This window comes from Pseudonocardia sp. Ae150A_Ps1, from assembly GCF_001932315.1.
GTDB lineage: Bacteria > Actinomycetota > Actinomycetes > Mycobacteriales > Pseudonocardiaceae > Pseudonocardia.
The window spans coordinates 1,434,065-1,460,506 of sequence record NZ_MCIJ01000001.1 but is presented as its reverse complement, the minus strand read 5'-3'; the positions used below and the strand labels follow the sequence as shown (position 1 = coordinate 1,460,506).

At 74.6% G+C, this 26,442-nt stretch carries 23 protein-coding genes; 11 read left to right on the top strand and 12 right to left on the bottom strand.

All coding sequences use genetic code 11. The annotated features are described in order from the left end of the window. Positions 1-15: 15 nt before the first annotated feature. The 4 genes from Ae150APs1_RS06420 to lpdA form a co-directional block, all read right to left on the bottom strand. A complete protein-coding gene (locus Ae150APs1_RS06420) occupies positions 16-1,251 on the bottom strand; it encodes an NAD(P)/FAD-dependent oxidoreductase (protein WP_075296411.1) in 1,236 nt (411 codons plus the stop codon). Further along, the gene (locus Ae150APs1_RS06415) at positions 1,248-2,138 is read right to left on the bottom strand and encodes a TIGR01777 family oxidoreductase (protein ID WP_010224470.1); all 891 of its coding nucleotides are present in this window, start codon (positions 2,136-2,138) and stop codon (positions 1,248-1,250) included. The genes Ae150APs1_RS06420 and Ae150APs1_RS06415 overlap by 4 nt, the downstream gene beginning before the upstream one ends. Positions 2,139-2,288: 150 nt before the next feature. After that, the gene (gene sucB / locus Ae150APs1_RS06410) at positions 2,289-4,046 is read right to left on the bottom strand and encodes a 2-oxoglutarate dehydrogenase, E2 component, dihydrolipoamide succinyltransferase (protein WP_075296407.1); all 1,758 of its coding nucleotides are present in this window, start codon (positions 4,044-4,046) and stop codon (positions 2,289-2,291) included. Positions 4,047-4,103: 57 nt separating this feature from the next. Further along, positions 4,104-5,504, bottom strand: coding sequence for a dihydrolipoyl dehydrogenase (gene lpdA, locus Ae150APs1_RS06405; protein ID WP_170918052.1), 1,401 nt, complete (start codon positions 5,502-5,504; stop codon positions 4,104-4,106). Between the two features lie 212 nt (positions 5,505-5,716). Between lpdA and Ae150APs1_RS31000 the strand changes: the two genes are divergently transcribed. Further along, positions 5,717-6,082 (top strand): hypothetical protein, encoded by a 366-nt coding sequence (locus Ae150APs1_RS31000; protein ID WP_010224467.1) that lies wholly within the window; start codon positions 5,717-5,719, stop codon positions 6,080-6,082. Positions 6,083-6,100: 18 nt separating this feature from the next. On the opposite strand, the gene Ae150APs1_RS06395 is transcribed toward Ae150APs1_RS31000, so the two are convergent. Beyond that, the gene (locus Ae150APs1_RS06395) at positions 6,101-6,952 is read right to left on the bottom strand and encodes an SDR family oxidoreductase (protein WP_249266237.1); all 852 of its coding nucleotides are present in this window, start codon (positions 6,950-6,952) and stop codon (positions 6,101-6,103) included. Positions 6,953-7,052: 100 nt separating this feature from the next. Here Ae150APs1_RS06395 and Ae150APs1_RS06390 point away from each other — a divergent pair, with 100 nt between their 5' ends. Continuing rightward, positions 7,053-7,625 (top strand): hypothetical protein, encoded by a 573-nt coding sequence (locus Ae150APs1_RS06390; RefSeq protein WP_010224465.1) that lies wholly within the window; start codon positions 7,053-7,055, stop codon positions 7,623-7,625. A gap of 23 nt (positions 7,626-7,648) precedes the next feature. On the opposite strand, the gene Ae150APs1_RS06385 is transcribed toward Ae150APs1_RS06390, so the two are convergent. Continuing rightward, positions 7,649-9,100, bottom strand: coding sequence for a leucyl aminopeptidase (locus Ae150APs1_RS06385; protein WP_249266538.1), 1,452 nt, complete (start codon positions 9,098-9,100; stop codon positions 7,649-7,651). A 291-nt stretch (positions 9,101-9,391) separates the two neighbouring features. Here Ae150APs1_RS06385 and Ae150APs1_RS06380 point away from each other — a divergent pair, with 291 nt between their 5' ends. Both Ae150APs1_RS06380 and gcvT read left to right on the top strand, forming a co-directional pair. After that, on the top strand, positions 9,392-10,750 hold the full coding sequence (locus Ae150APs1_RS06380; protein WP_170918051.1) for an amino acid permease: 1,359 nt from the start codon (positions 9,392-9,394) through the stop codon (positions 10,748-10,750). Positions 10,751-10,769: 19 nt separating this feature from the next. Then, positions 10,770-11,897, top strand: a complete 1,128-nt coding sequence (gene gcvT, locus Ae150APs1_RS06375) for a glycine cleavage system aminomethyltransferase GcvT (protein ID WP_075296403.1) — start codon at positions 10,770-10,772, stop codon at positions 11,895-11,897. Between the two features lie 67 nt (positions 11,898-11,964). Here the strand turns inward: gcvT and Ae150APs1_RS06370 are convergent, their stop codons facing one another. Then, positions 11,965-13,203 (bottom strand): DDE-type integrase/transposase/recombinase, encoded by a 1,239-nt coding sequence (locus Ae150APs1_RS06370; protein ID WP_249266236.1) that lies wholly within the window; start codon positions 13,201-13,203, stop codon positions 11,965-11,967. A gap of 195 nt (positions 13,204-13,398) precedes the next feature. Here Ae150APs1_RS06370 and Ae150APs1_RS06365 point away from each other — a divergent pair, with 195 nt between their 5' ends. Next, the gene (locus Ae150APs1_RS06365; protein ID WP_075296399.1) at positions 13,399-14,520 is read left to right on the top strand and encodes a branched-chain amino acid aminotransferase; all 1,122 of its coding nucleotides are present in this window, start codon (positions 13,399-13,401) and stop codon (positions 14,518-14,520) included. Here Ae150APs1_RS06365 and Ae150APs1_RS06360 read toward each other — a convergent pair whose 3' ends face one another. The 3 genes from Ae150APs1_RS06360 to Ae150APs1_RS06345 form a co-directional block, all read right to left on the bottom strand. After that, positions 14,521-15,342, bottom strand: a complete 822-nt coding sequence (locus Ae150APs1_RS06360) for an adenosylcobinamide-GDP ribazoletransferase (protein WP_075296397.1) — start codon at positions 15,340-15,342, stop codon at positions 14,521-14,523. It lies immediately after the preceding gene. Further along, positions 15,339-17,540 carry a bifunctional adenosylcobinamide kinase/adenosylcobinamide-phosphate guanylyltransferase gene (locus Ae150APs1_RS30995; RefSeq protein ID WP_249266235.1) on the bottom strand — a complete coding sequence of 734 codons (2,202 nt, stop codon included), beginning with the start codon at positions 17,538-17,540 and terminating at the stop codon, positions 15,339-15,341. Before Ae150APs1_RS30995 ends, Ae150APs1_RS06360 begins: the two co-directional genes overlap by 4 nt. Before the next feature lie 167 nt (positions 17,541-17,707). Then, entirely contained in the window at positions 17,708-18,373 is a 666-nt protein-coding gene (locus Ae150APs1_RS06345; protein WP_075296395.1) for a DUF3043 domain-containing protein, read from the bottom strand. 37 nt (positions 18,374-18,410) lie between these two features. On the opposite strand from Ae150APs1_RS06345, the gene Ae150APs1_RS06340 reads away from it, so the two are divergent. The 3 genes from Ae150APs1_RS06340 to Ae150APs1_RS06330 all read left to right on the top strand — a co-directional run bounded on the left by Ae150APs1_RS06340 (position 18,411) and on the right by Ae150APs1_RS06330 (position 21,103). Then, positions 18,411-19,538, top strand: a complete 1,128-nt coding sequence (locus tag Ae150APs1_RS06340) for a glycerate kinase (RefSeq protein WP_060575499.1) — start codon at positions 18,411-18,413, stop codon at positions 19,536-19,538. Between the two features lie 135 nt (positions 19,539-19,673). After that, a complete protein-coding gene (locus tag Ae150APs1_RS06335; protein ID WP_010225492.1) occupies positions 19,674-20,030 on the top strand; it encodes an iron-sulfur cluster assembly accessory protein in 357 nt (118 codons plus the stop codon). A 137-nt stretch (positions 20,031-20,167) separates the two neighbouring features. Continuing rightward, a complete protein-coding gene (locus Ae150APs1_RS06330; protein ID WP_139317087.1) occupies positions 20,168-21,103 on the top strand; it encodes a carbohydrate kinase family protein in 936 nt (311 codons plus the stop codon). 72 nt (positions 21,104-21,175) lie between these two features. Here the strand turns inward: Ae150APs1_RS06330 and asnB are convergent, their stop codons facing one another. Further along, on the bottom strand, positions 21,176-23,122 hold the full coding sequence (asnB, locus tag Ae150APs1_RS06325) for an asparagine synthase (glutamine-hydrolyzing) (RefSeq protein ID WP_075296393.1): 1,947 nt from the start codon (positions 23,120-23,122) through the stop codon (positions 21,176-21,178). 303 nt (positions 23,123-23,425) lie between these two features. On the opposite strand from asnB, the gene Ae150APs1_RS06320 reads away from it, so the two are divergent. Continuing rightward, positions 23,426-24,376 carry a cytochrome c oxidase subunit II gene (locus tag Ae150APs1_RS06320; protein WP_075296391.1) on the top strand — a complete coding sequence of 317 codons (951 nt, stop codon included), beginning with the start codon at positions 23,426-23,428 and terminating at the stop codon, positions 24,374-24,376. Positions 24,377-24,390: 14 nt separating this feature from the next. After that, positions 24,391-24,789, top strand: a complete 399-nt coding sequence (locus tag Ae150APs1_RS06315) for a cytochrome c oxidase subunit 4 (protein ID WP_010225485.1) — start codon at positions 24,391-24,393, stop codon at positions 24,787-24,789. Between the two features lie 72 nt (positions 24,790-24,861). Here the strand turns inward: Ae150APs1_RS06315 and Ae150APs1_RS06310 are convergent, their stop codons facing one another. After that, positions 24,862-25,773, bottom strand: a complete 912-nt coding sequence (locus tag Ae150APs1_RS06310) for an SDR family oxidoreductase (RefSeq protein WP_075296389.1) — start codon at positions 25,771-25,773, stop codon at positions 24,862-24,864. Positions 25,774-25,868: 95 nt separating this feature from the next. On the opposite strand from Ae150APs1_RS06310, the gene Ae150APs1_RS06305 reads away from it, so the two are divergent. Beyond that, positions 25,869-26,441, top strand: a complete 573-nt coding sequence (locus Ae150APs1_RS06305) for a TetR/AcrR family transcriptional regulator (protein ID WP_075296387.1) — start codon at positions 25,869-25,871, stop codon at positions 26,439-26,441. Position 26,442: the final 1 nt, after the last annotated feature.

The following is a 26,442-nucleotide window of genomic DNA, read 5'->3' as shown; positions in this document are numbered from 1 at the left end:
ACTCCCGGCCGCGGGTCATCCCCCGGACCGCACACCCAGCCGGGCGAGCACCGCCTGCGCCGCCCGGCGCCCCGAGACCAGCGCCCCCTGCGTCGACGGGGTGTCCCGGTGGTCCCCGGCGACGAACAGGTTGCGGCCGAGGCCGACGTCGCGCCGCACCGGCTGCCCGGCAGGCAGCAGCGGCAGGGCCTCCTCGACGCGGGCGGTGTGCAGGTGCGCCCAGTCGTCGGCCGGTTCGCCCCAGATCCGGGTCAGCTCGCGGCGCACCGCGGGCTCGTCGATCCCTGTGCCCTCCGGCGTCCCGACGATCGTCGAGGCGACCAGCGGCCGTCCGTCGGCGGAGTAGCCGGGCGCGGCGGCCGTGAGCACGACCGTGTTGACCACCGGGCCGCCGGTGCCGTCGAGGTGCAGCAACGGCGACGACGACGGCGCGTGCGGCGGCACGTGGAAGAACGTGGTCAGCGCGTGCATCGCCGGATCGGCCACGCCCGGGAGCAGCGCGGCGGCCGTCCGCGGGTCCGCGGCGACGAGCACGGCGCGGGCGGGGACCGTGCCGTCGTCGGTGTCGACGGCGGGTGCGGGTCCGCCGTGGACGGCCCGGACCCGGGTCCCCAGCGAGACCGTTCCCTCCGGCAGGGCCGCGGCGAGCCGCCGGGGGAGTGCCTCCATGCCGTCCCCCGGCACGACGACCGTGCCGAGTGCGAAGCTGCGCCAGACCAGCCGGACGAAGGCCGCCGACGTCTCCAGTGCCGTCTCACCGAGCACACCGGACAGGAACGGGCGCAGGAACCGGTCGGTGACGGCGCCGCCGAGCCCGGCGGCGTCGAGATCGTCGGCGGCGGAGCGGTCGATCAGGGTGGCGGTCCGCGACGGCGGCGACGCCAGCACCCGGGCCGTCCAGGCGACCAGCCGGGCCTTGTCGATCGGTCCGAACAGGTCGTCGGTGACGAGATCGGGGCCGGAGGCGGGGCGGCGCAACGGGTTGACGAAGCGGTGCAGCTCGCCGTCGCCCGCGCGGATCGCGGCCCCGGGCTCGAACGGCCGGGCGTCGAGCGAGTCGAGCCCGTGCGGGGCGAGCGCGGCCCGCAGCGCCGGGTAGGAGGTGTTGAGGACCTGGAAGCCGCGGTCGCAGCGGAAGCCGTCGACGACGTCGGTGGCGACCCGGCCGCCGACCCGGTCGGACGCCTCCAGCACCCGCACCGAGAGCCCGTGCCGGTGCAGGACGGCGCCGACGACCAGGACGTCGGTCACGTGCCGACCGCGGCCGAGAGCGCGTCGCCGACGGTGTGGTGGCGGAACTGGAACCCGGCGTCGAGCAGCGCCCTCGGCACCGCCCGCTGCCCGCCGAGCAGCATCTCCCGGCCCATCTCACCGAGCACGCCCGCGACCACCGGCCCGGGCACCGGGAACGGGGTGGGCCGGCCGACGGCCTCGCCCATCTCCTTCGTGAACTCGGCGTTGGTGACGGGGACCGGCCCGGTCAGGTTCGCCGGCCCGGACAGCGTGCCGGTCTCGACCGCGAAGCGGACGGCGGACACGTGGTCGTCCAGCGAGATCCACGGCCAGTACTGCGCACCGGACCCGATCCGGCCGCCGAGGAAGCCCTTGAACAGCGGTCGCACCCGGGCGAGGATCCCGCCGGAGGGGGAGAGGACCAGGCCGGTGCGGACCAGCACGACGCGGGCGCCGGCGTCGGAGGCGGGCGCGGCGGCGGCCTCCCAGTCCCGGCAGACGTCGGCGAGGAAGCCGCTGCCGGACGGCGCGGACTCGTCCACCTCGACGTCGGCGGTGTCGCCGTAGTATCCGACCGCCGAGCCGCTGACGAACACCGGCACCTTGTGCCGCGCGACCGCCGTGGCCAGCACGTCGGTGGGGACGTTGCGGGAGTCGCGGAGCAGCTGCTTGCGGGCCCCGCTCCACGGCCGGTCCGCGATCCCGGCGCCGTTGAGGTTCACGACGGCGTCGACGCCGTCGAGCGTGCCGTCCTCGATGGTCCCCGCGGGTGGGTCCCAGCTGCGCTCGTCGGGCGCGGCGGCCGAGCGCCGAACCAGGCGCAGCACCTCGTGCCCCGCGCCCCGCAGGTGGGCGACCAGGGCGGTTCCGATCAGTCCGGACGAACCGGCGACGACGACTCGCACGGCGGCGATCCTTCCGGTTCCGGGCGGTCCGCGCGACCCGGACATGCCGCGACGGTGATCACCGCATCACACAGCCGGGTGAACGACGGCGGCCCGTCCCGGTGGAACCGGGACGGGCCGCGACATCGTGTTCCGCGTGTCCGGGAAGGACTACAGGCCGAGCTCGGCCTCGAACGCGCCCTCCTCCAGGCGGGCCCGGACGGCCGAGAGGAACCGGCCGGCGTCCGCGCCGTCGACCAGACGGTGGTCGTAGGTCAGGGGCAGGTAGCACACCGAACGGATGGCGATGACGTCCTCGCCCTCCGGGCCGGCGACGACCTTCGGCTCCTTCGCGATCGCGCCGGTGCCGAGGATGCCCACCTGCGGCTGGTTGATGATCGGCGTGTCGAACAGCGCCCCGGCGGAGCCGATGTTCGTGATCGTGAAGGTGCCGCCGGACAGCTCGTCCGGGCCGATCTTCCCGTCGCGGGCGCGGGCCGCGACGTCGGCGATCTTCTTGGCGATGCCGGCCAGCGACAGGTCGTCGGCGTCCTTGATGACGGGCACGAGCAGGCCGCGCGGCGTGTCGACCGCGATGCCCATGTGCACCGGCCCGTGGTAGGTGACCTGCTTGGCGTCCTCGGAGATCGAGGCGTTCAGCGACGGGAAGGCCTTGAGCGCCTCGATGGTCGCCTTGGCGATGAAGGCCAGGAAGGTGAGGTTGGCGCCCTCACGCTTCTTGAAGTCCTCCTTGACCCGGTTCCGCAGCTTGACGATGCGGGTCAGGTCGATCTCCTGGACCGTGGTCAGCTGCGCCGAGGTCGACAGGGACTCGGTCATGCGCTGGGCGATGACCTGGCGCAGGCGCGGCAGCTTGACCGTGGTGCCCGGCTCCGGGGCGTCGCCGGAGCGGGTCGGGACGGCCTGCGGCTGCTTCGGCGCGCCACCGGCGGCCGGTGCCGACGGGGCGGCCGAGGCCGCGGGGGCCGGTGCCGACTTCTGCTCGGCCGCGGCCAGCACGTCCTGCTTGCGGATGCGCCCGCCGACACCGGAACCGGTGACCGACTCGAGGTCGACGCCGTTCTCCTGGGCGAGCTTGCGGACCAGCGGCGTGACGTAGGGCTTCTCGCCCGACCCGTTCGACGACGACGCGCCGCCCTGGGTGTCCGTCGATCCCTTCGGCGCCGCCGCCTGCTCCTTCGGGGCCTCGGCCTTCGGCTGCGCGGGCGTCGGCTCCGGCTCCGGCTCCGGCTGCTTCGGGGCCTCCTGCTCCGGCTCCTCCTTGGGGGCCGGAGCCTCCTGCTGTGCGGGGGCGGCCGAGCCGTCGCCGACCAGCGCGAGCTGCGCGCCGACCTCGACGGTCTCGTCCTCGCCGACGGTGTGCTCGAGCACGGTGCCGGCGACCGGCGACGGGATCTCGGTGTCGACCTTGTCAGTGGAGACCTCGAGCAGCGGCTCGTCGACCTCGACCGACTCGCCGACCTGCTTGAGCCAGCGGGTCACGGTGCCCTCGGTGACCGACTCGCCCAGCTCGGGCATGGTCACCGGGGAGCCGGAACCGCCGCCGGAGGAGCCGCCCGGCTCCTGCTTCGGCGCCGGGGCCTCCTCCTGCGCGGGCTCGGGCTCCGGCTCGGCCTCCTGGGCCGCCTGCTCGGAACCGCCGGAACCGCCGCCGGAGGTGTCGGCCTCGCCGGCGTCGCCGATCACGGCCAGCTCGCCGCCGACCTCGACGGTCTCGTCCTCGCCCGCGATGATGCGCTTCAGCACGCCTGCCGCCGGCGACGGGATCTCGGTGTCGACCTTGTCGGTGGAGACCTCGAGCAACGGCTCGTCGACCTCGACGGTGTCGCCCTCGGCCTTGAGCCAGCGGGTGACGGTGCCCTCGGTGACACTCTCGCCCAGGGCGGGCATCTCAACGGTGACGGCCATGTGGGGTGGAGCTCCTCTTGTTCCGCGTGGGTGTTCGGGTCTGTGGTGGCCGGGGGGTCAGCCGTGGGTGTGCAGCGGTTTCCCGGCCAGCGCGAGGTGGGCCTCGCCGAGGGCCTCGCTCTGCGTGGGGTGGGCGTGGATCAGTGCGGCGACGTCGGCGGGGAGTGCCTCCCAGTTGTAGATCAGTTGCGCTTCCCCGACGAGCTCACCGACCCGCGACCCGACCATGCGCACGCCCACCACGGGGCCGTCCGCGCCGGACGGGCCCGCCTGGACGAGCTTGATCGCGCCGGAGGTCTGCAGGATCTGGGACTTCCCGTTCCCGGCCAGGTCGTAGGTGAGGGTGTGCACCTCGCCGTACCGGTCGCGGGCGTCCGCCTCGGTCAGCCCGACCGAGGCGATCTCCGGATCGCAGTAGGTCACGCGCGGGATGCCGTCGTCGGTCACCGGGACCGGGGAGAGCCCGGCGACCTCCTCGGCGACGAAGATCCCGTGCGCGAATCCGCGGTGGGCGAGCTGCAGGCCGGGCGTGACGTCCCCGACGGCGAAGACGCCGTCCAGGTTCGTGCGCAGCCGCTCGTCGACGGTGACGAATCCGCCGTCCATCGCGACGCCGGCCTCGGCGAAGCCGTGACCGGTGGTGTTGGGGCCGCGGCCGACCGCGACCAGCAGGAGGTCCGCCTCGATCTCCTCGCCGGACTCCAGGGACACCGTGACGGTGTCGCCCTGCCGGGTGGCCTTCGAGAAGCGCACTCCCGTCCGGGCGGTGATCCGGCGCCGGCGGAAGGCGCGGGCGAGCTGGGTGGAGGCGAACTCGTCCTCGCCCGGGACCAGCCGGGGCAGCGCCTCGACGACGGTGACCTCGGCCCCGAACGAGCGCCACACGCTGGCGAACTCGACGCCGATCACGCCGCCGCCGAGCACGACGACCCGCTGCGGGACGTCGTCGAGCGAGATCGCGGCGTCGGAGGTGACGATGCGGTCGTCGAGCTCCAGGCCGGGCAGCGAGCGTGCGTACGAACCGGTCGCCAGCACGACGTTGCGGCCGGTCCAGCGTTCGTCACCGACCCGGACGACGCCGGGGCCCTCCAGGGTGCCGGCGCCCTCGACCACGGTGATGCCGCGGGAGGCGACCAGGCCCTGCAGTCCCTTGTGCAGGCGGGAGACGACGCCGTCCTTGTAGGAGTTGACCCCGGCCATGTCGACACCGTCGAACGTGGACCGGATTCCGACCTTGCCGCCGTCGCGGGCGTGGTCGGCGACCTCGGCGGCGTGCAGCAGCGCCTTGGTCGGGACGCAGCCCCGGTGCAGGCAGGTACCGCCGAGCTTGTCCTTCTCGACGAGCACGACCGACAGCCCGAGCTCCGCCGCACGCAACGCGCAGGCGTAGCCGCCGGAACCGCCCCCCAGGATCACCAGGTCGGCGGTGTCCGTGCTCCGCAGGCCCTCCTCGGACACCGATCAACTCCCTCCCGGTCGCGCCCGGCTGCTCCGTCAGCGGTACGCGACACCGCACTGCGGCGCCCATCTTGTCACTACCCGGCCGTCGCGCCACCGGGGTGTCGGGAGCAGATCACGCGTCCCGTGCGTTGGGGTACAGGAGACGCTGTGTCCGTTTCGCCGCACCCGGGCGACGGACGCGCCACGAGCGGACGAGAGGGGTGACGCGCATGGGCCTGCTGGACAGGTTCCGTCCCCGCAGGTCCTCCGGTGGGGGACGGCCACGGGACGACGAGGCCTACCTGCGGGAATGGGCGGACGCGCGGATCGGGGTGGAGGCCTTCGTGGAGCCGCGCACGACCGTGACCGAGACGACGGTGGTCTTCGTCGCCCACGACGGCGAGTGGACCCGGCGGCGGGTCGGGAACCCGAACCGGGCGAAGAAGCTCGCCCGGTCGATGCGCATCCCGATCTACGACGTCCAGCTGGTGGGATACCCGAACCGGATGCGCGAGCACGACGCCCGCGGGCGTGCGCTGCGCAAGCGGGAGCGGCAGGAGGAGATGCTGCGCCAGCTGCGGGACAAGGACCGGTAGGGATCGGTAGGTCCCGGCTCAGCGCCGCAGCGACCGCGCCTTGCGTGCGCCGACGGCCCGCATGGCGGGCTCCATCCGGAGAGCGGGCCCCGGCAGCAGCGCCGTGAGCCGCAGGACGGCGCCGCGCCAGGCCGGGATCGTCCGGTAGACGCGGGCGGTGCCGAACATCCCGACGAGCCCGGTCGCGACCTGCGTGGGGGTGACGAGCGTCCCGGAACGGACGAGCGCCTGCGCCTGCCCGCCCGGCTCCATCCCGCGCAGCAGGGCGGTGTCCACCCCGTCCGGGCAGATCGCGTGCACCCGGATGCCCTCCCGCCGGACCTCGGAGGCGAGCCCCGACGCCAGCGACAGGGCGCCCGCCTTCGACGCCGCGTACACCGACAACCCGGGCACCGGGCCGAGCCCGGACAGCGACACGGTCACGCCGATCTCGCCGCCGTGCGCGGTGCCGGCCGCGGCCTGCTCGCGGAACGCGGCGATCGCGGCGCGGGCGCCCCAGGCGGGACCCAGCGTGTTCACCTCGACGAGGGCGCGGACCCGCGCCTCGGACAGTGCCGTCAGCGTGCCGTCGAAGCCCACCCCGGCGTTGGCGATCCAGGCGCCCAGCGGGGCCAGATCGCGGGCGGCCGCCGTCACGTCGTGGGCGGCCGCGGGGTCGGTGACGTCGTGGGCGAGTGCGCCCGCCGCGCCGATCCGGGTGGCGGCGGCCGCGTCGCCGTCGAGGTCGGTGACGAGCACCCGGTAGCCGCGCTCGACGAGTTCGGTCGCGACGGCCTCCCCGATGCCGCGGGCGGCGCCGGTCACGACGGCCGACCGGGGGGCGTGTGCGGGGATCTCGTGCCGGCCCGCCGGGCGACGTCGTCCGAACATCCCCGGAGTATGCCGTCCGGGGTTACCGGCCGGTAGCCCCGGGTGCCGGTCCGGGTGAATCCCGGGGCGGCCCGCCGGCCGGTGGGACACACTCGGCGCCGTGTCCGCCCCGATGCACCTGCCCCGGTTCCTGGTCCGCCAGCGGATCACGCTCGGCGTGAACCGCTACGACGTGCACGCCGCGAACCCCGACGGCAGCGAGGGCCCGCTGATGGCCTTCGCCCAGCAGAAGCGGTTCGCGTTCAAGGAGGAGGTCGTCTTCTGGGCCGACGACTCCCGTCGCCGCCGGGTCTTCTCCTTCAAGGCCCGGCAGGCGATGGACGTGCGCGCCCAGCACGACGTCCACGACGAGCACGGCCAGCTCCTCGGCACGTTCGGCAAGAAGTTCGGCGCGAGCCTGTTCCGCTCGACGTGGCGGCTCGAGAGCCCCGGGCTGGCCGCGACCGGGCAGGAGCGCAGCCTGCCGGTCGCGCTCCTGCGCCGGGTGTTCGACGACGTCCCGTTCCCGTTCCACTTCGACTTCACCGAGGACGGCGGCGGGCCGCTCGTCATGACCAGCGACCGGAAGCGGTCGATCCGGGACCGGTACGACGTCGCCGTCCCCGACCCGCGGATCGACTTCCGGCTCGCCGCCTCGGTCGCCGTCGCGCTGGACGCCCTGCAGTCCCGCTAGCTATCCCGCGGGCGCCGGGCGGGTCAGCCGTTCGCGGCCACGTCCTCCAGGAACGCGACCAGCGTCCGCACCGGCACGCCCGTCCCGCCCTTGGTCGTGTAGCCGCGCGGCCCGCCCGTGTTGTACGAGGGACCCGCGATGTCGATGTGGGCCCACGGCAGCCCGTCCGGCACGAACTCCTTGAGGAACATCCCGGCGAGCAGCATGCCGGCGAACCGCTGGCCGCTGACGTTGGCGATGTCCGCCACCCGGGAGTCGAGGTCGGAACGCAGGTACTCCGGCAGCGGCATCGCCCACGCGTCCTCGCCGGTCGCGACGGCGTGCCCGGTCACCCGGTCCCGCAGGTCGTCGGACCCCATGATCCCGGCGGTCCGCAGGCCGAGCGCGACCTGCTGGGCACCGGTCAGCGTCGAGGTCTCGACCAGGTAGTCGGGGGCGTCCTCCCCGGCCCGGACGATCGCGTCGGCCAGGACGAGGCGGCCCTCGGCGTCGGTGTTGAGGACCTCGACGGTGCGCCCGCCGTACATGGTCAGCACGTCGCCGGGCTTGTACGCGGTCGACGACGGCATGTTCTCCGCCATCGGCACCGTCGCCGTCACCGTGACCGGCAGCTCCAGCTTCGCGGCGAGCACGACCGTCGCGACGACGGCCGCGGCGCCGCCCATGTCGGAGGTCATGTCGGCCATGCCCGGGTTGGGCTTGAGCGAGATGCCGCCGGTGTCGAAGGTGATGCCCTTGCCCACGAGCGCGACGCGCTTCGAGGCACCGGCGCCGCCGTTCCAGGTGAGCCGGACCAGCCGCGGCGGGTTCGCCGAGCCCTTCCCGACGCCGACGACGCCGCCGTAGCCGTTCTCCCGCAGCTGCGCGTCGTCGAGGACCTCGGTGACCAGGCCGGCCTGCTCGCCGAGCGCCACCGCGCGGGCCGCGAAGGTCTGCGGGAACAACACGTTCGGTGCGGTGTTCACCAGGTTCCGGGTGGTGGCGACCGCCTCGGCGATCAGCGTGGCCCGGCGGACCGCGTCGTCGGTCGCGCCGGTGAACGACCAGGACGCGACCGGTGCCGACGCGGCGTCGGCCGAGGAGCGGTGGACGTCGAACCGGTAGCCGCCGAGCAGCGCCCCGACGACGGCCGCCTCGCCGTCGACGGCGGCGAGCGTGCTGACCGCGGACGCGGCCCCGGCGAGCGTGCGGGCGGCGGCACCGGCGGCCCGGCGGACCGCCTCGGCCCGCTCCGCGCCCTCGGCGGGCCTGCCGAGGCCGACGGCGACGACGCGCGGGGCCGTCACCGCGCCGCGCGACGGCAGCGACACGACCTGCTCGACCCGGCCGGTCGCGCCGACGACCTGCAGGAGGGCGGCGAGCTCGCCGCCGAACGCGGCGTCGACCTCCTCGGCGCCGGGGGCGAGGACGGGTGCCTCGCCGGCACCGGCGCCGGCGCCGTCCGGCCCGTCCTCCCGGGTCTCGGCCGGGTACAGGCCGATCACCAGGGCGCCGGTGTCGGCGGTCGCGGGGGAGCCGGTGAGCGCGGCGGTGTCCGGGATGGTCGGGTCGGTCGGCACGGTCGGAGCTCCTCGGTCGGGGATCGGTCGGTGATCGCTGGTTGCTCGATCAGGTGGCGTCGCGGGGCCGCTGCTGCACGCACGGTGACCAGCGCACGTGTCGCGTGCGCCGGGCGGGCGGGGAGCGGCCCGGCGAGACCGGACCGAGATGCTAATGACACCCCCGCGGCGCCGCGCGGTACAGGGTCGGATGGGATGGTGAGCAACGTGCCCCGCCCCCCGTACCGGATCCCGTCGACGACCGCGGTCGTCGTCGCGCTCGCGGCGACGTTCGGGACCGGGCTCTACGCGGCACTGGCCCCCGCCGCGGCGTCGGCTGGGGCCTGGTTCCCGCTCGGTGTCGTGCTCGCCGGGCTCCTCGCCCTCGGCGTGGTCGCCTCGACGGCGCACCTCGCGACCGCCCGCCCCGCGGGGCCGGAGCTGGTCCGCGGGGACCTGCCAGGGCCCGCGCTGCGGCTCGGTGCCGTCTCGCGGCTGGTGTCGCGGACCGCTGCCGCCGCCGCTGCCGCCGGGGTGTTCGGTGCGTACGTGCTGCCGTCCCGGCCGGAGCCGGTGGCGGTGATCGCGGTGCTCGCCGTGATCGGGGTGAACGCGGCGGGTGTGCGCGTGTCCCCGGGCGCGTCCCGCGGGCTGGTCGTGGGGACGCTGCTGGTGCTGGCGCTGGTCATCGGCGTCGGGCTGCTCACGAACGCGCCGGACGGCAGCGACCCGTCGTCGGCGATGCCGGCCGCGACGGCCGGGACCGCCGTGGCGGAGGCCGACGGGACGCCGGACGACCCGGTCGTCGGGACCCTGCAGGCGGCCGTCGAACCCGGGCCGCTGGGCGTGCTGACCGCGGCCGCCTTCGTGTTCTTCGCCTTCACCGGGTTGTCCCGGGTCGCCGAGCTCGGCGGGAGCCTGCGTGACCCGATGCGGGCGATCCGCCGGGCCCCGGCGGTCGCCGTGCTCGTCACGACCACGCTGCTGCTCCTGCTGTCGGCCGCGTTGCTGCACGGCCTCGGCCCCGCACGGCTGGCGGAGTCCGCGACCCCGCTCGCCTCGCTCATGGACACCGGGGGCAGCCCCGCGCTCGGGGTCCTCGTCCGGATCGCCGCCGCCGCGGCCACCGCGGCCGCGCTGCTGGGTGCGCTGTCCCGCGCCGCGTCCGGCGCGGCCCGGCTGGCGCGCGACGGCGAGCTGCCCGCCTTCCTCGGACGGGGTGGGTCCCGCGGCACGCCGTGGGTCGCCGACCTGGTCCTGGGTGGGCTGACCGTCGCCGTGACGCTGGCGTTCGGCCCGGTCGTCGCGATCGCCGTCTCGGTCGGTTCGGCGCTGGTGCACCACACGCTGCTGCACGCCGCGGTGCTGCGGCTGCCCGGGCGTCCCGGTACCGCGGCGTTCGTCGCCGGTGCCGGCGGGACGGGCTGCGTGCTGCTCGCCGCCGTGCTGCCGCCCTGGCCGCTCCTGGCGACCGCGGCGCTGCTGGTCGCGGCCTGGGGGCTGAGCACGGTCTGCTCGCGTTCCGCGGCCGCGCGGGAGCCCCGTGCGGAGAGCGGGCCGTCCGATCCCGAGGAGCGCGCGGCCTGAGGCACTAGGGTCGGTACGCGTGACCGACGATCTTCTGCCCAGCCCGCTGCACGACCGTCACGTCGCCCTCGACGCCACCCCCGGCGAGTTCGGCGGATGGTCGATGCCGATCTCCTACCCGGGTGGCACCGTCGCCGAGCACACGTCGGTGCGCGAGGCCGCGGGACTGTTCGACGTCAGCCACCTCGGCACCGTCCCGATCGCCGGGCCCGGCGCGGCCGCCCACGTGAACACCTGCCTGACCAACGACCTCGGCCGGATCGGGCCGGGACGGGCGCAGTACACGCTGGCCTGCAACGAGGCCGGCGGCGTCCTCGACGACATGATCATCTACATGGCGTCCGACGACGACCTGCTGCTCGTCCCGAACGCCGCGAACTCGACCCGGATCGTGACGATGCTCCAGGACGGCGCCCCCGCGGGCGTCACCGTCACCGACCGGCACCGCGAGCTCGCCGTGCTGGCCCTGCAGGGGCCGCGCTCGGGCGAGGCGCTGGCCGCGGCGCTCGGCGAGGCCGGCGCCGGCGTCGCCGACCTGGACTACATGGCGTTCACCGACATCGAGGGCGGCCTCGCCGGCGGCGGCGTCCGCGTCTGCCGCACCGGCTACACCGGTGAGCACGGCTACGAGGTGGTCCTCGACGCCGAGGCCGCACCCGCGATGTGGGACGCGCTGCTCGACGCCGTCCGGGCCGTCGGTGGCGGGCCGTGCGGGCTGGCCGCGCGGGACACCCTGCGCACCGAGATGGGGTACCCGCTGCACGGCCACGAGCTGTCCGAGGAGATCAGCCCCGTGCAGGCCGGGAGTGCCTGGGCGGTCGGCTGGGACAAGCCGTCGTTCTGGGGGCGCGAGGCGCTGACCGCCGAGCGGGCGGCCGGACCCGCCCGGCGCCTGCGGGCGCTGCGGGCGACCGGCCGCGGCGTCCCGCGGGCCGGCATGACCGTGCTCGACGGCGAGGGCGGCTCCCCGGTCGGCACCGTCACCTCGGGCACGTTCTCGCCGACCCTGAAGACCGGCGTCGCGCTCGCGCTGATCGCCACCGACCCGAAGGTGACGCCCGGCGACCAGCTGGTGGTCGACGTCCGCGGCCGCGTCCTGCCGGTCGAGGTCGTCAAGCCGCCGATGGTCCCGTCGCGGGTGCGGTAGCCCCCGTGAGTGGTTGCGTGGGCCAGGACTCACTGTCGTGTCTCAGCACATCTGAGACAGATCTGTCTCAGCACATCGTGGACGGTTTGCTGGTGGTCCGCTGGTAGCGGACGCTGCGATCGAGGGTAAGGCTGGCGGCGACCGCGTCGTCGATGAGGATGGTGACGCGGTCGCCTTGCCAGAACACCTCCGCGGTGGTGCCGGCGTGGCGGCGGCCCAGACCGATCGAGGTTCCGGAGAAGCTGATGACTCCGGTCTCGGAGACGGTGCGGGTGAGGTGTCCGGCGATGCGGGGTGCGGGTCCGGCCGGTCGGGCGGGTTCGCGGGTGTGGAAACGCTGGTGCGGGGTGTCGCCGTCGAGGCTTTGGTGGCGGCGGTGGTTGTAGCCCTGCCGGTAGGTCTCGAGCAGGTTCTGGAGTTCGGTCAGGGTGGCCGGGGTGGGTCGGGCGGCGAGCCAGCGTTGCAGGGTCTGGTGGGCGCGTTCGTTCTTCCCGCAGGTCTGTGGGTGTCCGATCGAGGACACGATGGTGGTGATGCCCAGCGCGGCCAGGCGGCGTTCGAGGTCGACCAGGGGCCACTGGCGGCGCCGGCCGGAGAAGGCGGTGCCGTTGTCGGAGAGCACGCAGGCCGGGTGGCCGTAGCGGGCGAAGCCGGCGCTGAGCGCGGCCCAGGCGGCCTCGCCGTTCTCGCTGCTCGCGGCGTGGCAGGCGATGTCGAGCCGGGAGTGGTCGTCGATGACCTGCACCACCGTGGCGCGCCGGCCATCGGCCAGTACGGTCCGGGCGCCGTCGATCTGCCAGACCGCGTTCGGGGCCGGGTGGACGAACCGGTGCGTGCTGCGGCGGGGTCGTTTACGTGGTTGCGGGGTGATCTGGCCGCGGTCGGCCAGCAGCCGGTGGATCGTGGCCCGCGACGGGACCTCGGCCTGCTCGAGTGCCGGGCCGCTGCCGCCGCTACTGCCAGGGCCGCTGCCGGGGCTGCTGCCGGGGCGGGCCGCGTCGAGCAGCCGCCAGCGGATGGTCTGGGCTCCGTGGTCCCAGCCCTGGTCGGCGAGTTCTTTGCGGGCCCGCACCACCGCCTCGGCCACGTGTTCGGCCACCGCGCTGGGACGGGTGTGCGGAGCACGTGAACGCGGTGCCAGACCGGTGCTGCCCTGGTCTCGGAAACGGGACAGCTTGCGATAGAACACCGACCGGGACACGCCGAGTTCTCGGCACACCCGAGCGATGTTGATCTCTTGCCCGGCGGCGGCCCGGGCGACCGCCGCGACGCGGTCGGGATCCATCTCGAACCCTGTTCCACCCACCTGGACCAGGCTGGCCGATCACCAGGATCGACCAACCCGGCCAGCGGGCTACTCAGTGTCCTCGATGTGCCGAGACATCAACTGTGTCGGATGTCCTGAGAACAGGCAGTGGGCCAGGACTCACGCAACCACTCACGACCAGCGGTTGGGAATCCGACTGTCTGACCCCGGTCGGACGGAGCTACCGTCTCCTCCATGAGCGCGCCGCACTTCACCGTGACCCGCAACCCCGCCCCGGCGTCCCCCCAGCGGCGCGCCGACGTACTGGCCGACCCCGGTTTCGGCCGGTACTTCACCGACCACATGGTCACCGTCCGCTGGACCGAGGGGACCGGATGGCACGACCCGAAGGTCGAGCCGTACGGGCCGCTGACCTTCGACCCGTCGTCGATGGTCCTGCACTACGGGCAGGAGATCTTCGAGGGGCTCAAGGCCTACCGGCACCCCGACGGGTCGATCGCGTCGTTCCGGCCGGAGGCCAACGCCGCGCGGTTCGCCGGTTCCGCCCGCCGGATGGCGATGGCGGAGCTTCCCGAGGACCTGTTCCTCGAGTCGCTGTCCGCGCTGCTCTCGGTCGACTCGGAGTGGGTGCCCGCCGCGGGCGGTGAGGACTCGCTGTACCTGCGCCCGTTCATGGTCGCGACCGAGGTCGGGCTCGGGGTGCGGCCGTCGGCGGAGTACCTCTACGCGGTGATCGCCTCGCCGGCCGGGCCGTACTTCGCCGGTGGCGTGAAGCCGATGGACGTGTGGCTGGAGACCGAGTACACCCGCGCCGCGCTCGGCGGCACCGGCACGGCCAAGTGCGGTGGCAACTACGCCGCCTCCCTGCTGCCGCAGGCGGTCGGCGCGAAGCACGGCTGCGCCCAGGTCGCCTACCTCGACGCCGAGGAGCGGACCTGGATCGACGAGATGGGCTCGAACAACCTGTTCTTCGTCTTCCGCGACGCGGACGGCCGGGCCGAGCTCGCCACCCCGGACCTGCGCGGATCGGTGCTGCCGGGCATCACCCGCGACTCGCTGATCGCCGTCGCGAAGGACCTGGGCATCGACGTGGTCGAGCGCCGGATCTCCGGCCAGGAGTGGCTCGGCGGCGCCGCGAACGGCGTGCTGACCGAGGTGTTCGGCTGCGGCACCGCCGCGGTGATCACACCGATCGGCACCGTGAAGCACAGTGGCGGCGAGGTGACCGTCGGCGACGGCGAGCCGGGCCCGATCACGCTGCAGCTGCGCGAGGCGCTCACCGCGATCCAGCGCGGTGCGGCGGCGGACCCGCACGGGTGGATGCGCACCCTGGTGCCGGCGCCCGCGTCGGTCTGATCACCCGCTGAGCGCGGCCGCCAGGACGACGAGCACGGCGGTGCTCCCCAGCTCCGCGGCCGCGCCCAGGACGTCACCGCTCATCCCGCCGAACCGGCGCCGGGTGTGCCGGGCCAGGCCCGCCACCCCCAGCGCCGCGAGGAGCACGGCACCGGCGGCGGCGAGGGCGGTCCCGGCGCCACCGGGCGGGACGGTCGCGAGCGCGGCCGCACCCGCGCCGGCGATGCCGGTCCACCAGAGCGGCGCCACCCAGGCCGGCTGGCTCCCGGCGACCGTCGCACCCAGCCCCCCGGGCCGGGCCGCGGGCGTCCCGCGCCGGGCGACCCAGCAGAACCCGGCCCGTCCGGTCGCGGCGGCCACCGTGCACGCGACGAGCACCGCGACCGGGGGAGCGGTGCCGAGCTGGGCCAGCGCCGCCGCGCGGCCGCCCAGCACGACCAGCAGCGTGACGACGGCGAACGGCCCCGCTCCGCCGTCCGCCATGACCCGCAACGCCCGCTCGGGCGGGCCGTAGCTGCCGAGCCCGTCGGCGGTGTCGGCGAGCCCGTCGACGTGCATCCCGCGGGTCGCGAGAGCCCCGGCACCCACCACGAGCAGCCCCGCGACCAGTGGGGACACCCCGGCCAGGATCAGGGCGAGCAGCAGCCCGCCACCGCACAGCCCGAGCCCGGCCCCGACGATCGGGGCCCACCGCAACGCCGACGCGGGCACCCCGTCGGGGAGCGCGCCGCCGGGTTCGGTGCGGACGCGGGCCGGGAGCACCGTCAGCCAGCTGACTGCCAGCGCGAGCCCGGCGAACGGGCCGGGTCGGCCCGCGCTCACCGCCCGGCGCCGGCCGTGGTCCCGCCCGGCGCCACGGTGGCCGCCGGCTCGCCCGGCACCACGGCGGTGGCCTCGGCGCTCCCGGTCTCGGCGAGCAGCCGCGCCGCGGTGACGAGCAGCGGCAGCACGGTCACCGCCGCCGTGCCGTCCTCGGTCCGCACTGCCAGGTCCAGCACGGGCGTCAGCGACAGGTGTTCCAGCACGAGGGTGCCCGCCGGGTCGGTGGACGGCTGCGCGGCGACCCACCAGTCCTTCGCGCCCGGGGCGAGCTCCTCGGCCAGCAGCGCCGCGGCACCGACGGCGACGCCGTCCAGCACCGCGGGCACCTTCCGCTCGGCGGCGCGCGCGAGGAACCCGGCGAGCACGACCAGGTCGGTCCCGCCGACGGTCCGCAGCAGCGCGAGCGGGTCGCGCACGTGCGGCCGGGCCCGGCGCAGCGCGTCCCGGATCGCGACGGCCTTCCGCATCCAGGCGCGGTCGTCGATCCCGGAGGCCCGCCCGACGACGGCGACCGGCTCGGCCCCGGTCAGCGCGGCCACGAGGGTGGCGGCCGGGGTGGTGACGCCGACGGCGAGGGTCGCCGGGACCAGCACGTCCGCACCGGCGTCGATCTCGGAGTCGGCGAGCCGCCGCCCCGTCCGCCAGGCGGCCTCGGTCTGTTCCGGGGTGAGCGCGTCCTCGCGGTCGATGCGTCCCGTCCCGCGGGTGACGACGTAGCCGGACTCGGTGCCGTCCGCGCCGGCGGCGAGGCCGACGTCGACGGTGCGGACCGCCGCGCCCGCCGCGCGTGCGGCGACGGCGACCGGCAGGCGTCCGGCCGCGGCGGCCGTCGCCCGGGTCGCCGAGACCTCCGGCGGGTAGGCGGACACGCCGAGCGCGGCGATCCCGTGGTCGGCCGCGAGTAGCACGACGCGGGCGTCGAGCGGGGGGCGCGGCGGGCACTCGGTCTGGCAGGACGCCAGCCAGACGCCGAGCTCGCCGAGCCGCCCGAGGCCCCCGGTGGGGGCCGCGAGGCCCTCGACGAGCGCGACGGCCTCCCGCCGGGTCCGCAGGTCGGGGCGCCCGACGGCGGCGGGGACGATCGGCTCGTCGCCCTCGGCCGGGTCCGGAGCCGGAGTGGGCGCCGGGGTCGGAGAGGGCGCCGGGGTCGGGGCGGGTGCCCCGGAGACGGCGGCCGGTGCGGCCGATGCCGGGGCGTCGGTGGGCGGCTGCGCCGGGATCGGCTCGGTACCGGCGGACCCGGGCCCGCCGGTCCCGGGCGTACCGGGAGCGGAGGTGCCGGTTCCGGAGGTGCGGGGGGCGGAGGTGCCGGGGTCGGGCGTTCCAGGACCGGGCGTGCTGGGATCGACGGTTCCCGGGACCCCGGCCGGGGTCCCGGCGACGTCGCCGCCCGGCCCGGCGATGCCGTCGTCCGGCCCGACGATGCCGCTCGCGACGCCGTCCTGCTCCTCCGCGGGCGCGTCGGCACGGACCGGGACACCCATCACCGGCCGCCCCGCCCGGGACACCGGCGTCGTGGCGGCCGGAGCGACGGGGCTCGCCGGGCCGTCCGCAGCCACCGCACCCGGGGCCGGCTCGGTGGCGCCCGTGGCCGGAGCCGGGGCCGCGGACGGGGCCGCCGGTGCGGTCGCGGGCGACGCCGGTCCCGCGGTCCCGGGGAGCCCGGACGCCGGGAGCCGCAGCGGCCGCCCGGCCACCACCAGCACCGTCTCCTCGCACACCGCCGCGAGCGTCGCGTTCAGCTCGCCCAGGCGGTCCCGGAACAGCCGCCCGGACCGGGTCTCGGGCACCACACCCAGGCCGGTCTCGGCGGACACCAGGACGAGCGGTCCCGGCGCCGCGGCGACGGCCGCCACCAGACCGTCGACGGCGTCGTCCACCTCGGGCAGCGGGCCGGTCCGCTCCCAGGCGGCGGCGTCGTCGAGGACGCCGGTCAGCCAGGTCGCGAGGTCGTCGACGAGCACCGGGCCACCGGTCGCCAGCGCGGCGGCGAGACCGGGCCCCGAGGTGATCTCCTCGGTCGTCCATTCCGGCGGCCTGCGGCCGGTGTGCGCGGCGATCCGCGCGTCCCACTCGGCGTCGCCGGGGATCCGCCGCCCGGTCGCGAGGTAGCGGACCGCCGTCCCGTCACCGAGGAGCCCCTCGGCGTACCGGGACTTGCCGGACCGGGTGCCACCGAGGACGAGTGTCGCGTTCACGCCGCTCATGGTGGCGCACGCGGTCCGACCGGCTTCCGGAAGGTGCGCGATCATCGTCGTCGCGCCGTGACCGCCGCCGGACGGACCGCCGCTGACCTGGCCGGACGGCCCCGGCACGACGACGGCCCGGCCCCCGTGGGGACCGGGCTGTGCGTCACGGGCGGAACTCAGACGGTGTCGCCGCGCTTGACGCGGGGCTTGGGCACCCGCATCCGGCGTGGCTGGGCGGCGCGGGAGAAGGCGTACCAGCCGGTCGGCAGGCCCTTGATCTCCTCGTCCGGGAACTTCGCGCGGGCCTTCTTCAGGACCTGCATGCCCAGCAGCGTCCCCTCGACGATCATCACGGCGAGCATCAGGAACGTGAACAGCGTGACGTACTGCTGGATGAACGGGTTCTGGATCAGCGCCGCCACCAGGACGAGCGCCGCCAGCGGAAGGAACAGGCCGATGACGTGCGGGCGCGAGTCGACGATGTCTCGGACGTGGGCGCGCACCTTGCCGCGGTCGCGGGGGAGGAGCACGCGGTCGTCGCCGGCGTCCATCCGGCGGCGGCGCTCGAGGGACTGCGCGCGGCGCTGGTCCTTCGAGGGACGGTTGGCCTTGGCCAGCTTCGCGGCCTCCCGCTGGGTACGCGGCGGGGGCGGAGCAGGACCGCGGCGCTTGCCCTCGGCGTCACGGCGCTTCGGCGTCGCCCGGCCCTTGCCGGCGGTGGTGTGCGGGCGCGTGGTGTCCGCGCCGTCGTCCTCCGTGCCCGTCGCGTCCGTGCCCGCCGAGGAGTCGACGGCTGTCTGACCAGCCGGGTCGGAGCTCTCGGAACGGCGCAGGAACCTCACAGCTCTCACAATACGGGCCGCGGCTAGCCTCGCCCGCATGCGGATCGTGGTGGCTCCCGACTCCTTCGGCGGAACGCTCAGCGCGCGGGAGGCCGCGGACGCGATCGCGGCGGGCTGGCGGCGCGCCGCGCCCGGCGACGACGTCCGGATCGTCCCCCTCGCCGACGGGGGCACCGGGTTCGCCGAGGTGCTCCACACCGCGCTCGGCGGGACCGTGCACAGCCGCGAGGTGACGGGCCCGTTGGGTGACCCCGTCACCGGCTCGTGGCTGCAGGTCGGCGACACCGCCTACCTGGAGTGCGCGTCGGCCTGCGGGCTGCACCACGTCGCCCGCGAGGACCGGCTGCCCGGGGTGGCGCGCACCGCGACGACGTACGGCGTCGGTGAGCTGGTGGCCGACGCACGGGACGCCGGGGTGACCCGGATCGTCGTCGGGCTGGGCGGGTCGGCCACCACCGACGGCGGCGCCGGGATGCTCGCCGCGCTCGGTGCCGCCCCGGTGGACGAGGACGGCCTCCCGCTGCCGCTCGGCGGGGCGGCGCTGGCCACCTGCGACCGGCTCGCGGGCGCGCCCGGGCTCGGCGGCATCGAGCTCGTCGCCGCCTCGGACGTCGACAACCCGTTGCTCGGCCCGCACGGCGCCGCCGCCGTGTTCGGCCCGCAGAAGGGCGCCGACGACGCCGCGGTCGCCGAGCTGGACGCGGCGCTCGGCGTGTTCGCCGGGGTGCTGGCGACGCTCGCGGGCCGCGACGTCCGGGACGAGGCCGCGGCCGGAGCCGCCGGTGGGCTCGGCGCCGCGCTGCTCGCGCTGGGCGCCCGGGTCGAGTCCGGGGCGGGTCTGGTCCGCGAGCTGGTCGGCCTGGACGCCGAGCTGGACGCCGCGGCCGCAACCGGCGGCCTCGCCGTCACGGGGGAGGGGAGCTTCGACTGGCAGTCGCTGCGGGGGAAGCTGATCACCGCCGTCGCCCGGGGTGCGGCCGACCGTGGGATGCCGTGCGTGGTGCTGGCCGGTCAGGTGAGCGTCGGGCGCCGCGAGGCCGGCGCCGCCGGGGTGGACTCCGCGCACGGCGTCGCCGAGGAGTTCGGGCTGGACGCGTCGATGGCCGACCCCGCCGGGACCCTCGCCGAGCTGGCCGCCCGGGTCGCCCCCCGCTGGAGCCGGTGACGCCCGCCACGCCCTCGTTCGGCGAACGGGGGATCGCCGGAACGCTGGACCCGCCCGGGACGTCGTAGTATGGACACCGGTACGAACGCCGCCTGTCCCGGGATTACGGCGGACCCGCACGTTGTTGGGAGAGCCATGACCGTCGATAACGCCACCGACACCCAGACCCACGGCGTGGAGCTGTCCGACGCCGCGGCCGTCAAGGCCCGCACCCTGCTCGAGCAGGAGGGGCGCGACGACATGCACCTGCGCATCGCGGTGCAGCCGGGTGGCTGCGCCGGTCTGCGCTACCAGCTGTTCTTCGACGACCGCTCGCTCGACGGCGACCTGTTCCGCGACTTCCACGGCCTCAAGGTCGGTGTCGACCGGATGAGCGCGCCGTACCTGCAGGGCGCGACCATCGACTTCGTCGACACCATCGAGAAGCAGGGCTTCACGATCGACAACCCGAACGCCGGGGGCTCCTGCGCCTGCGGTGACTCGTTCAACTGATCCTGGGCTGAGCCGCAGGTCAGACGCTCGGACGGGCCTCGTCCTGATCATCATGATCGGGACGAGGCCCGTTTCCGTGTCGTAGGGTGCCCGTCGTGCCTATTGCCGTGACGGGATCCATCGCTTCTGACAACCTGATGCACTTCCCCGGGAAGTTCTCCGAGCAGATCCTCGCCGAGCAGCTCGACCGGATCTCGGTCAGCTTCCTCGTCGACGACCTGACGGTCCGCCGGGGCGGGGTGGCCGGGAACATCGCGTTCGCGCTCGGTGTGCTCGGCCAGAACCCGGTGCTCATCGGGGCGGTGGGTGCCGACTTCGCCGAGTACAGGAAGGTGCTGGACGACCTGGGCGTCGACACCTCCGGCGTGCACACCCACGACGACGTGCACACCGCCCGCTTCGTCTGCACCACCGACGACGACATGCGCCAGATCGCGTCCTTCTACACCGGCGCGATGGCCAAGTCCTCCGAGATCGAGCTGGCCCCGATCGCCGAGCGCGTCGGCGGCTTCGAGCTGGTGCTCATCGGTGCCAGCGACCCGGACGCCATGGTCCGCCACACCGACGAGTGCCGCGAGAAGGGCTACCCGTTCCTCGCGGACCCGTCCCAGCAGCTGGCCCGGATGGAGGGCCCCGAGGTGAAGCGCCTGATCGAGGGCGCGAAGTTCCTCGTCACGAACGACTACGAGTACGAGCTGCTGCTCAAGAAGACCGGCTGGTCCGAGGCCGAGATCGCCTCGAAGGTCGGCACCCGGATCACCACCTTCGGCGAGAAGGGTGCGGTGATCGTCGAGTCCGACGGCACCGAGACCCGGGTCGACGTCGTCCCGCCGACCCAGCAGGTCGACCCGACCGGCGTCGGCGACGCCTGGCGCGCCGGCTTCCTCACCGCGCTGAACGGCGGCCTCTCAGTGGAGCGCTCCGCGCAGCTGGGCGCGCTCATCGCGACCTACGTGCTGGAGTCCGACGGGCCGCAGGAGTGGACCCTGGACCGTGCCGCCGCCCTGGTCCGCCTGCGCGACGCCTTCGGTGACGCCGCCGCGGACGAGATCGGCGCCGTCCTCCCGGCCTGACGCCGGCCCCGGAACGACGAACGGCCGGTACCCGATCACTCGGGTACCGGCCGTTCGGCCGTTCGGGACGGGTCAGATCTTGACCGGGTAGCTCGGCGTCGGGACGTCCGGCACGATCCGCTTCTCGACGAAGATGCCGTGCCAGATCAGGAAGACCAGCACCGCCCAGATCCGCCGGGAGTGGTCGACCGGGCCCTCGCGGTGCGCGTCGAGCATGCGGTGCACGGCCTGCAGGTCGATCAGGTGCCCGGCACCGGAGTTCTGCAGGATGTCCCGCGCCCACGCGTACATCTCGTCGCGCAGCCAGTGCCGGATCGGCACCGGGAAGCCCAGCTTCGGCCGGTTCAGCACGTGCGGCGGGATGATCCCCTCGCAGGCCCGGCGCAGCGCGTACTTGGTGGTGCCGTTTGCGCTGTGGGTGATCTTCTGCGACTGCGGCAGCGACGAGGCGATGTCGAAGACCTCGGGGTCGAGGAACGGCACCCGCAGCTCCAGCGAGTGCGCCATCGTCATCTTGTCCGCCTTGACCAGGATGTCGCCGCGCAGCCAGGTGAACAGGTCCACGTGCTGCATCCGGGCGACCGGGTCCCAGTCGTGGCTGGCGAAGTAGTGCGGGGCCGTCACGTCCTGCTGCGAGACGCGCGGGTCGTAGCCGCGCAGGACCTCGTGCAGCTGGTCGTCGCGGAAGATCCGGGCGTTGCCGTAGTAGCGCTGCTCCAGGCTGAGCGACCCGCGGCGCAGCAGGTCCTTGCCGCGCATCCCCTCGGGCATCTTGCGCGACGCCCGCCGCATGATCGGCCGCAGCGTGCCGGGCACCTTCTCGAACGGCGCCAGCGACAGCGGCTCGCGGTAGATCGAGTAGCCGCCGAACAGCTCGTCGGCGCCCTCGCCGGAGAGCACCACCTTGACGTGCTCGCGGGCCTCGCGGGCGATGAACCACAGCGGGACCAGCGCCGGGTCGGCGACCGGGTCGTCGAGGTACCAGATGATGAGCGGCAGGGCCTCCATCATCTCGTCCGGCTTGACCGTGCGGACCACGTGGCGCACGCCGATCGCGGCCGCGGACTCGGCGGCGACGTCGACCTCGGAGTAGCCCTCGCGCTCGAAGCCGGTGGTGAAGGTGATCAGGTTCGGGTTGTGCTCCTTGGCGAGCGCCGCGATCGCGGTCGAGTCGATCCCGCCGGAGAGGAACGCACCGACGGTGACGTCCGCGCGCATGTGCTTGGCGACCGAGTCGCGCAGCACGTCGGCGATCTCGCCGTGCACGATCGCCTCGGCCTCGGCGCTGGCCGGGGCGTGGCTGGGCAGCGAGACGAACTTCGGCGCGAAGTAGCGCTGGTGCAGCGGCTCCTCGCCGGGCCGCACGGTCACGTGGGTGCCTGACTCGACGCGCGAGATCATGCGGTTCAGCGACATCGGCTCCGGGACGTACTGCAGCGTCAGGTAGTGCTGCAGCGCCGCCGGCTCCAGGTCCAGCCCGATGCCGAGCTCGCCGGCGAGCGCGAGGAGCGACTTCTTCTCACTGGCGAACGCGGTGCCCGCCGCGGTGGTGGCGAGGAACATCGGCTTGATGCCGAACGGGTCTCGGGCGACGAACAGCTCGCGCTCCACCGCGTCCCAGATGGCGAACGCGAACATGCCGCGCAGCCGCTGGACGGCGTCGGGGCCCCAGTAGTGGAAGGCCGCGACGATGACCTCGCCGTCGCCCTCGGTGGCGAAGGCGGCGTCGTAGTTCTCGATGAGCTCCTCGCGGAGCTCGGGGTAGTTGTAGATCTCCCCGTTGAAGACGATCGTGTACCGGGTGTCCTCACCGGGCACCGGTCCCCAGTGCAGGGGCTGGTGCGAGTGATCGACGTCGATGATGGAGAGCCGGTTGAACCCGAGGACGAGATCGTGGTCGTTCCACGTAGCGCTCTCGTCGGGTCCCCGGTGCCGCGCACAGCGCAGCGCGTCGGCGATCGGCTCGACCCGGGTCGCGGCGTCCGCCCCGGCGGTCAGCAGTCCCAGCAGTCCGCACACACGAATCAGTATGACGAGTCATCCGGACGGGTCTCGCGCGCCCCGGTGGCGAACGGCCTTCCTCCTGCGAGACTGCCGGTTTCCGCCGTCGGCGGGTGGCGTGGGACACGAACCCGCGGGCACCCCGGAGGGGGCGTCGGCCGGGGTGTTCGTCTAGTCTCTACGCGAGGTCGAAGATGGTGCTCCGAACGGGTGAGCGATGATCGCCTTCGGCCGCCCCGTGGTGACAGTGCCGGAATCAGAGCAAGGAAGAACGTGCTGGCAGTGCGGCTGACGCAGGAGACGACAGGAAGGCGGCACGCAGTGGCCCGAACCGAAGGCCGCTCCCGGATAGCCCGGGCGGCGAAGCTCGGCGTGCTGGGCGTGCCGGCTCTGCTGGCACTGTCCGGTTGCTCGGTCGAGGAGGTCATCCGCTTCGGCTGGCCGGTCGGGGTCACCCCCGAGGCCGAGTCCATGCGGAACCTCTGGACCTGGTCCGCGATCGCCGCGCTCGTCGTCGGCGTCATCACCTGGGGCGTCATGTTCTGGGCGATGATCTTCCACCGGAAGCGCAAGGACGACGACGGCTCGCTGCCGCGCCAGACGCAGTACAACCTGCCGGTCGAGATCGTCTTCACCGCGATCCCCACGGTGATCGTCGCCGTGCTCTTCGGCTTCACCGTCAACGTGCAGAACTACGTCGACAAGGAGGAGGCCACCGCGGGTGGACCGGCCGACCTCCGCGTCGACATCGTCGGCTTCCAGTGGAACTGGGAGTTCTCGTACCCGGACGAGACCGGTGCGAACGGCCAGGCCGTGAACACCCTCGGCACCAGCGACGTCATCCCGATCATGGTGCTGCCGACCGACCGGTCGATCGAGTTCACCCAGCGCTCGCCCGACGTGATCCACTCGTTCTACGTGCCGGAGTTCCTCTTCAAGCGTGACGTCTTCCCGTTCCCCGAGCGGAACGAGCAGGACAACACCTACGTGATCGACCGGATCGAGCGCGAGGGCGCCTTCGTCGGCCGGTGCGCCGAGCTCTGCGGCACGTACCACTCGCAGATGAACTTCGAGGTGCGCGCGATCGAGCCCGCGCTGTTCGACCGCTACATCCAGCTCCGCAAGGAGACGAACCCGCAGACCGGGCAGCCCTACACCACCGGGGAGGCGCTGCAGGCGCTGAACTGCGGGGAGTGGTGCGCGCCGGAGGCGATCAGCACGAAGCCGTTCTCGACTGACCGTGGCCAGCTGGCCGCGCAGGTCACGGGCTGAGGGAGGGCGACACCATGAAGATCGAGTCCCGGATCTTCGAGATCTGCACCGGGTTCTTCATCCTCTGCGCGATCGTCTACATGTTCGTGGCGGGCGAGGTCGTCGGCGTCACCGCGCTGTGGCTCACCGCGGGCCTGTCGCTGATCGTCGGCACCTACTTCCGGTTCGTCTCGCGGCGGCTGGAGGAGCGTCCGGAGGACAACCCGGAGGCCGAGGTCTCCGACGGCGCCGGCGAGGTCGGCTTCTTCTCCCCGGGCAGCTACTGGCCGCTCGGCCTGGCCGCCGCGGCCGCGTTCACCGGCCTCGGCCTGGCGTTCTTCTACGTCTGGATGATCGTGGTCGGCGGCACGCTCGTGCTGATCGCCGTGGGCGGCCTGGTCTTCGAGTACCACCGGGGCCCCGCCCATCACTGAGCAGCGCGCGACACGGCCACGGCCCCGCTCCCGGACATCCGGGAGCGGGGCCGTCCGTCGTTCCGGGACCGGTCAGTGGTGGGCGTGCCCGGCGGCGGCGTGGACGTAGTGCCGCTCGAGGTCCTCGGTCAGGGTGGGACCGGCCGGGTGCCAGTCCAGCAGTGCCCGCGTCCGGTCGCTCCGGGCGACGACGTCGAGCCCGGCGAAGGTGCCCAGCCCGCCGAAGTGCTCCGGGGGCACCTGCCGCACCGGCAGGTCGAGGCCGCGGCCGATCGTCCCGGCGATCTCCCGCATCGGCACGCCCGGCTCGGCGGCGGCGTGCAGCACGGACCCGGCCGGCGCGGACTCGCAGGCCAGCCGGAACAGCCGGGCGGCGTCGCCGACGTGCACGGCGGGCCAGTGCTGCGTCCCGTCACCGACGTGACCGCTCACCCCGGTCCGCCGCGCCACGTCGACGAACGTGGCCATGAACCCGGGGTCGCCCGCGCCGTGCACGGTCGGGGCGAGCCGGACGCTCGCCGAGCGCACCCCCGACGACGCGAGCTGCAGGACGTCCTGCTCGGTGGCCATCCGGCCGGCCGTCGGGTCGCCGGGGTCCGCCGTGTCGTCCTCGGTGACGGCCGCTCCGGACGCGTGCCCGGCCAGCCCGGAGGCGATGACGAGCGGGCGCCCGGTGCCCTTCAGCGGGGCGGCGAGCGCGGCGACCGCCGCCCGGTCCGCCGCGACGGCGGTGGGGAAGTCGCCGCCGAACGCCACGTCGTGCTTGAAGGCGAGGTGGACGACGCCGTCGGAGTCCGCGGCCGCGGCGGACAGCAGGCCGAGTTCGTCCAGATCGCCCCGGACGACGTCGGCGCCGGCGTCCGTGAGCGCGGCCGCGCCGGTGTCGGAGCGGGCCAGGCCGACGACCCGGTGACCTGCTCCGAGGAGCTCGGGGACGAGGGCGGTGCCGACCCAGCCGGTCGCTCCGGTGACCAGGATGCGCATGAGGTGTCCTCCGGTGACGCGATGACCAGTGATGTCATCTGGTGACATCACCGTACACCGCGATGACACGTGGTGTCGTCACGTAGGCTCGGCCCATGGGTCGATGGGAGCCGGACGCCGCGGGACGGCTGCGCGCCGCGGCGCTGGACCTGTTCGAGGAGCACGGCTACGACGGCACGACGGTGGAGGACATCGCCTCCCGGGCCGGGGTCACCAAGCGGACCTTCTTCCGGCACTACGCCGACAAGCGCGAGGTGCTCTTCGGCGGTGACTCCGGTCAGGCGTTCGTGGGTCTCTTCGCCGAGGGACTGGCCGCGGCGGGCCCGGACCTGCCGCCCGAGCCGGCGCTGGCCGCGGCGATCGAGCACGTGGCGGGCTCGTTCGGCGGGCGGTGGGCGTTCGCGCGACGCCGGCAGCGGGTGCTCGCGGCGAACGCGTCACTGCGCGAGCGGGAGCTGGTGAAGATGGCGACCGTCGCGCAGGTGCTCGCCGGGGGACTGCGCGACCGCGGTGTGGCGGAGCCCGCGGCGACCGTGGCGGCGGAGGCGGCGGAGGCCGTGTTCCGCACCGCGTTCGAGCGCTGGGTCGAGGCGCCCGCGGAGCAGGACCTGGTGGACGAGGTCCGGACGGTGTCCGCGGCGCTGCGCGGCGTGCTCGCCGGGGGATGAC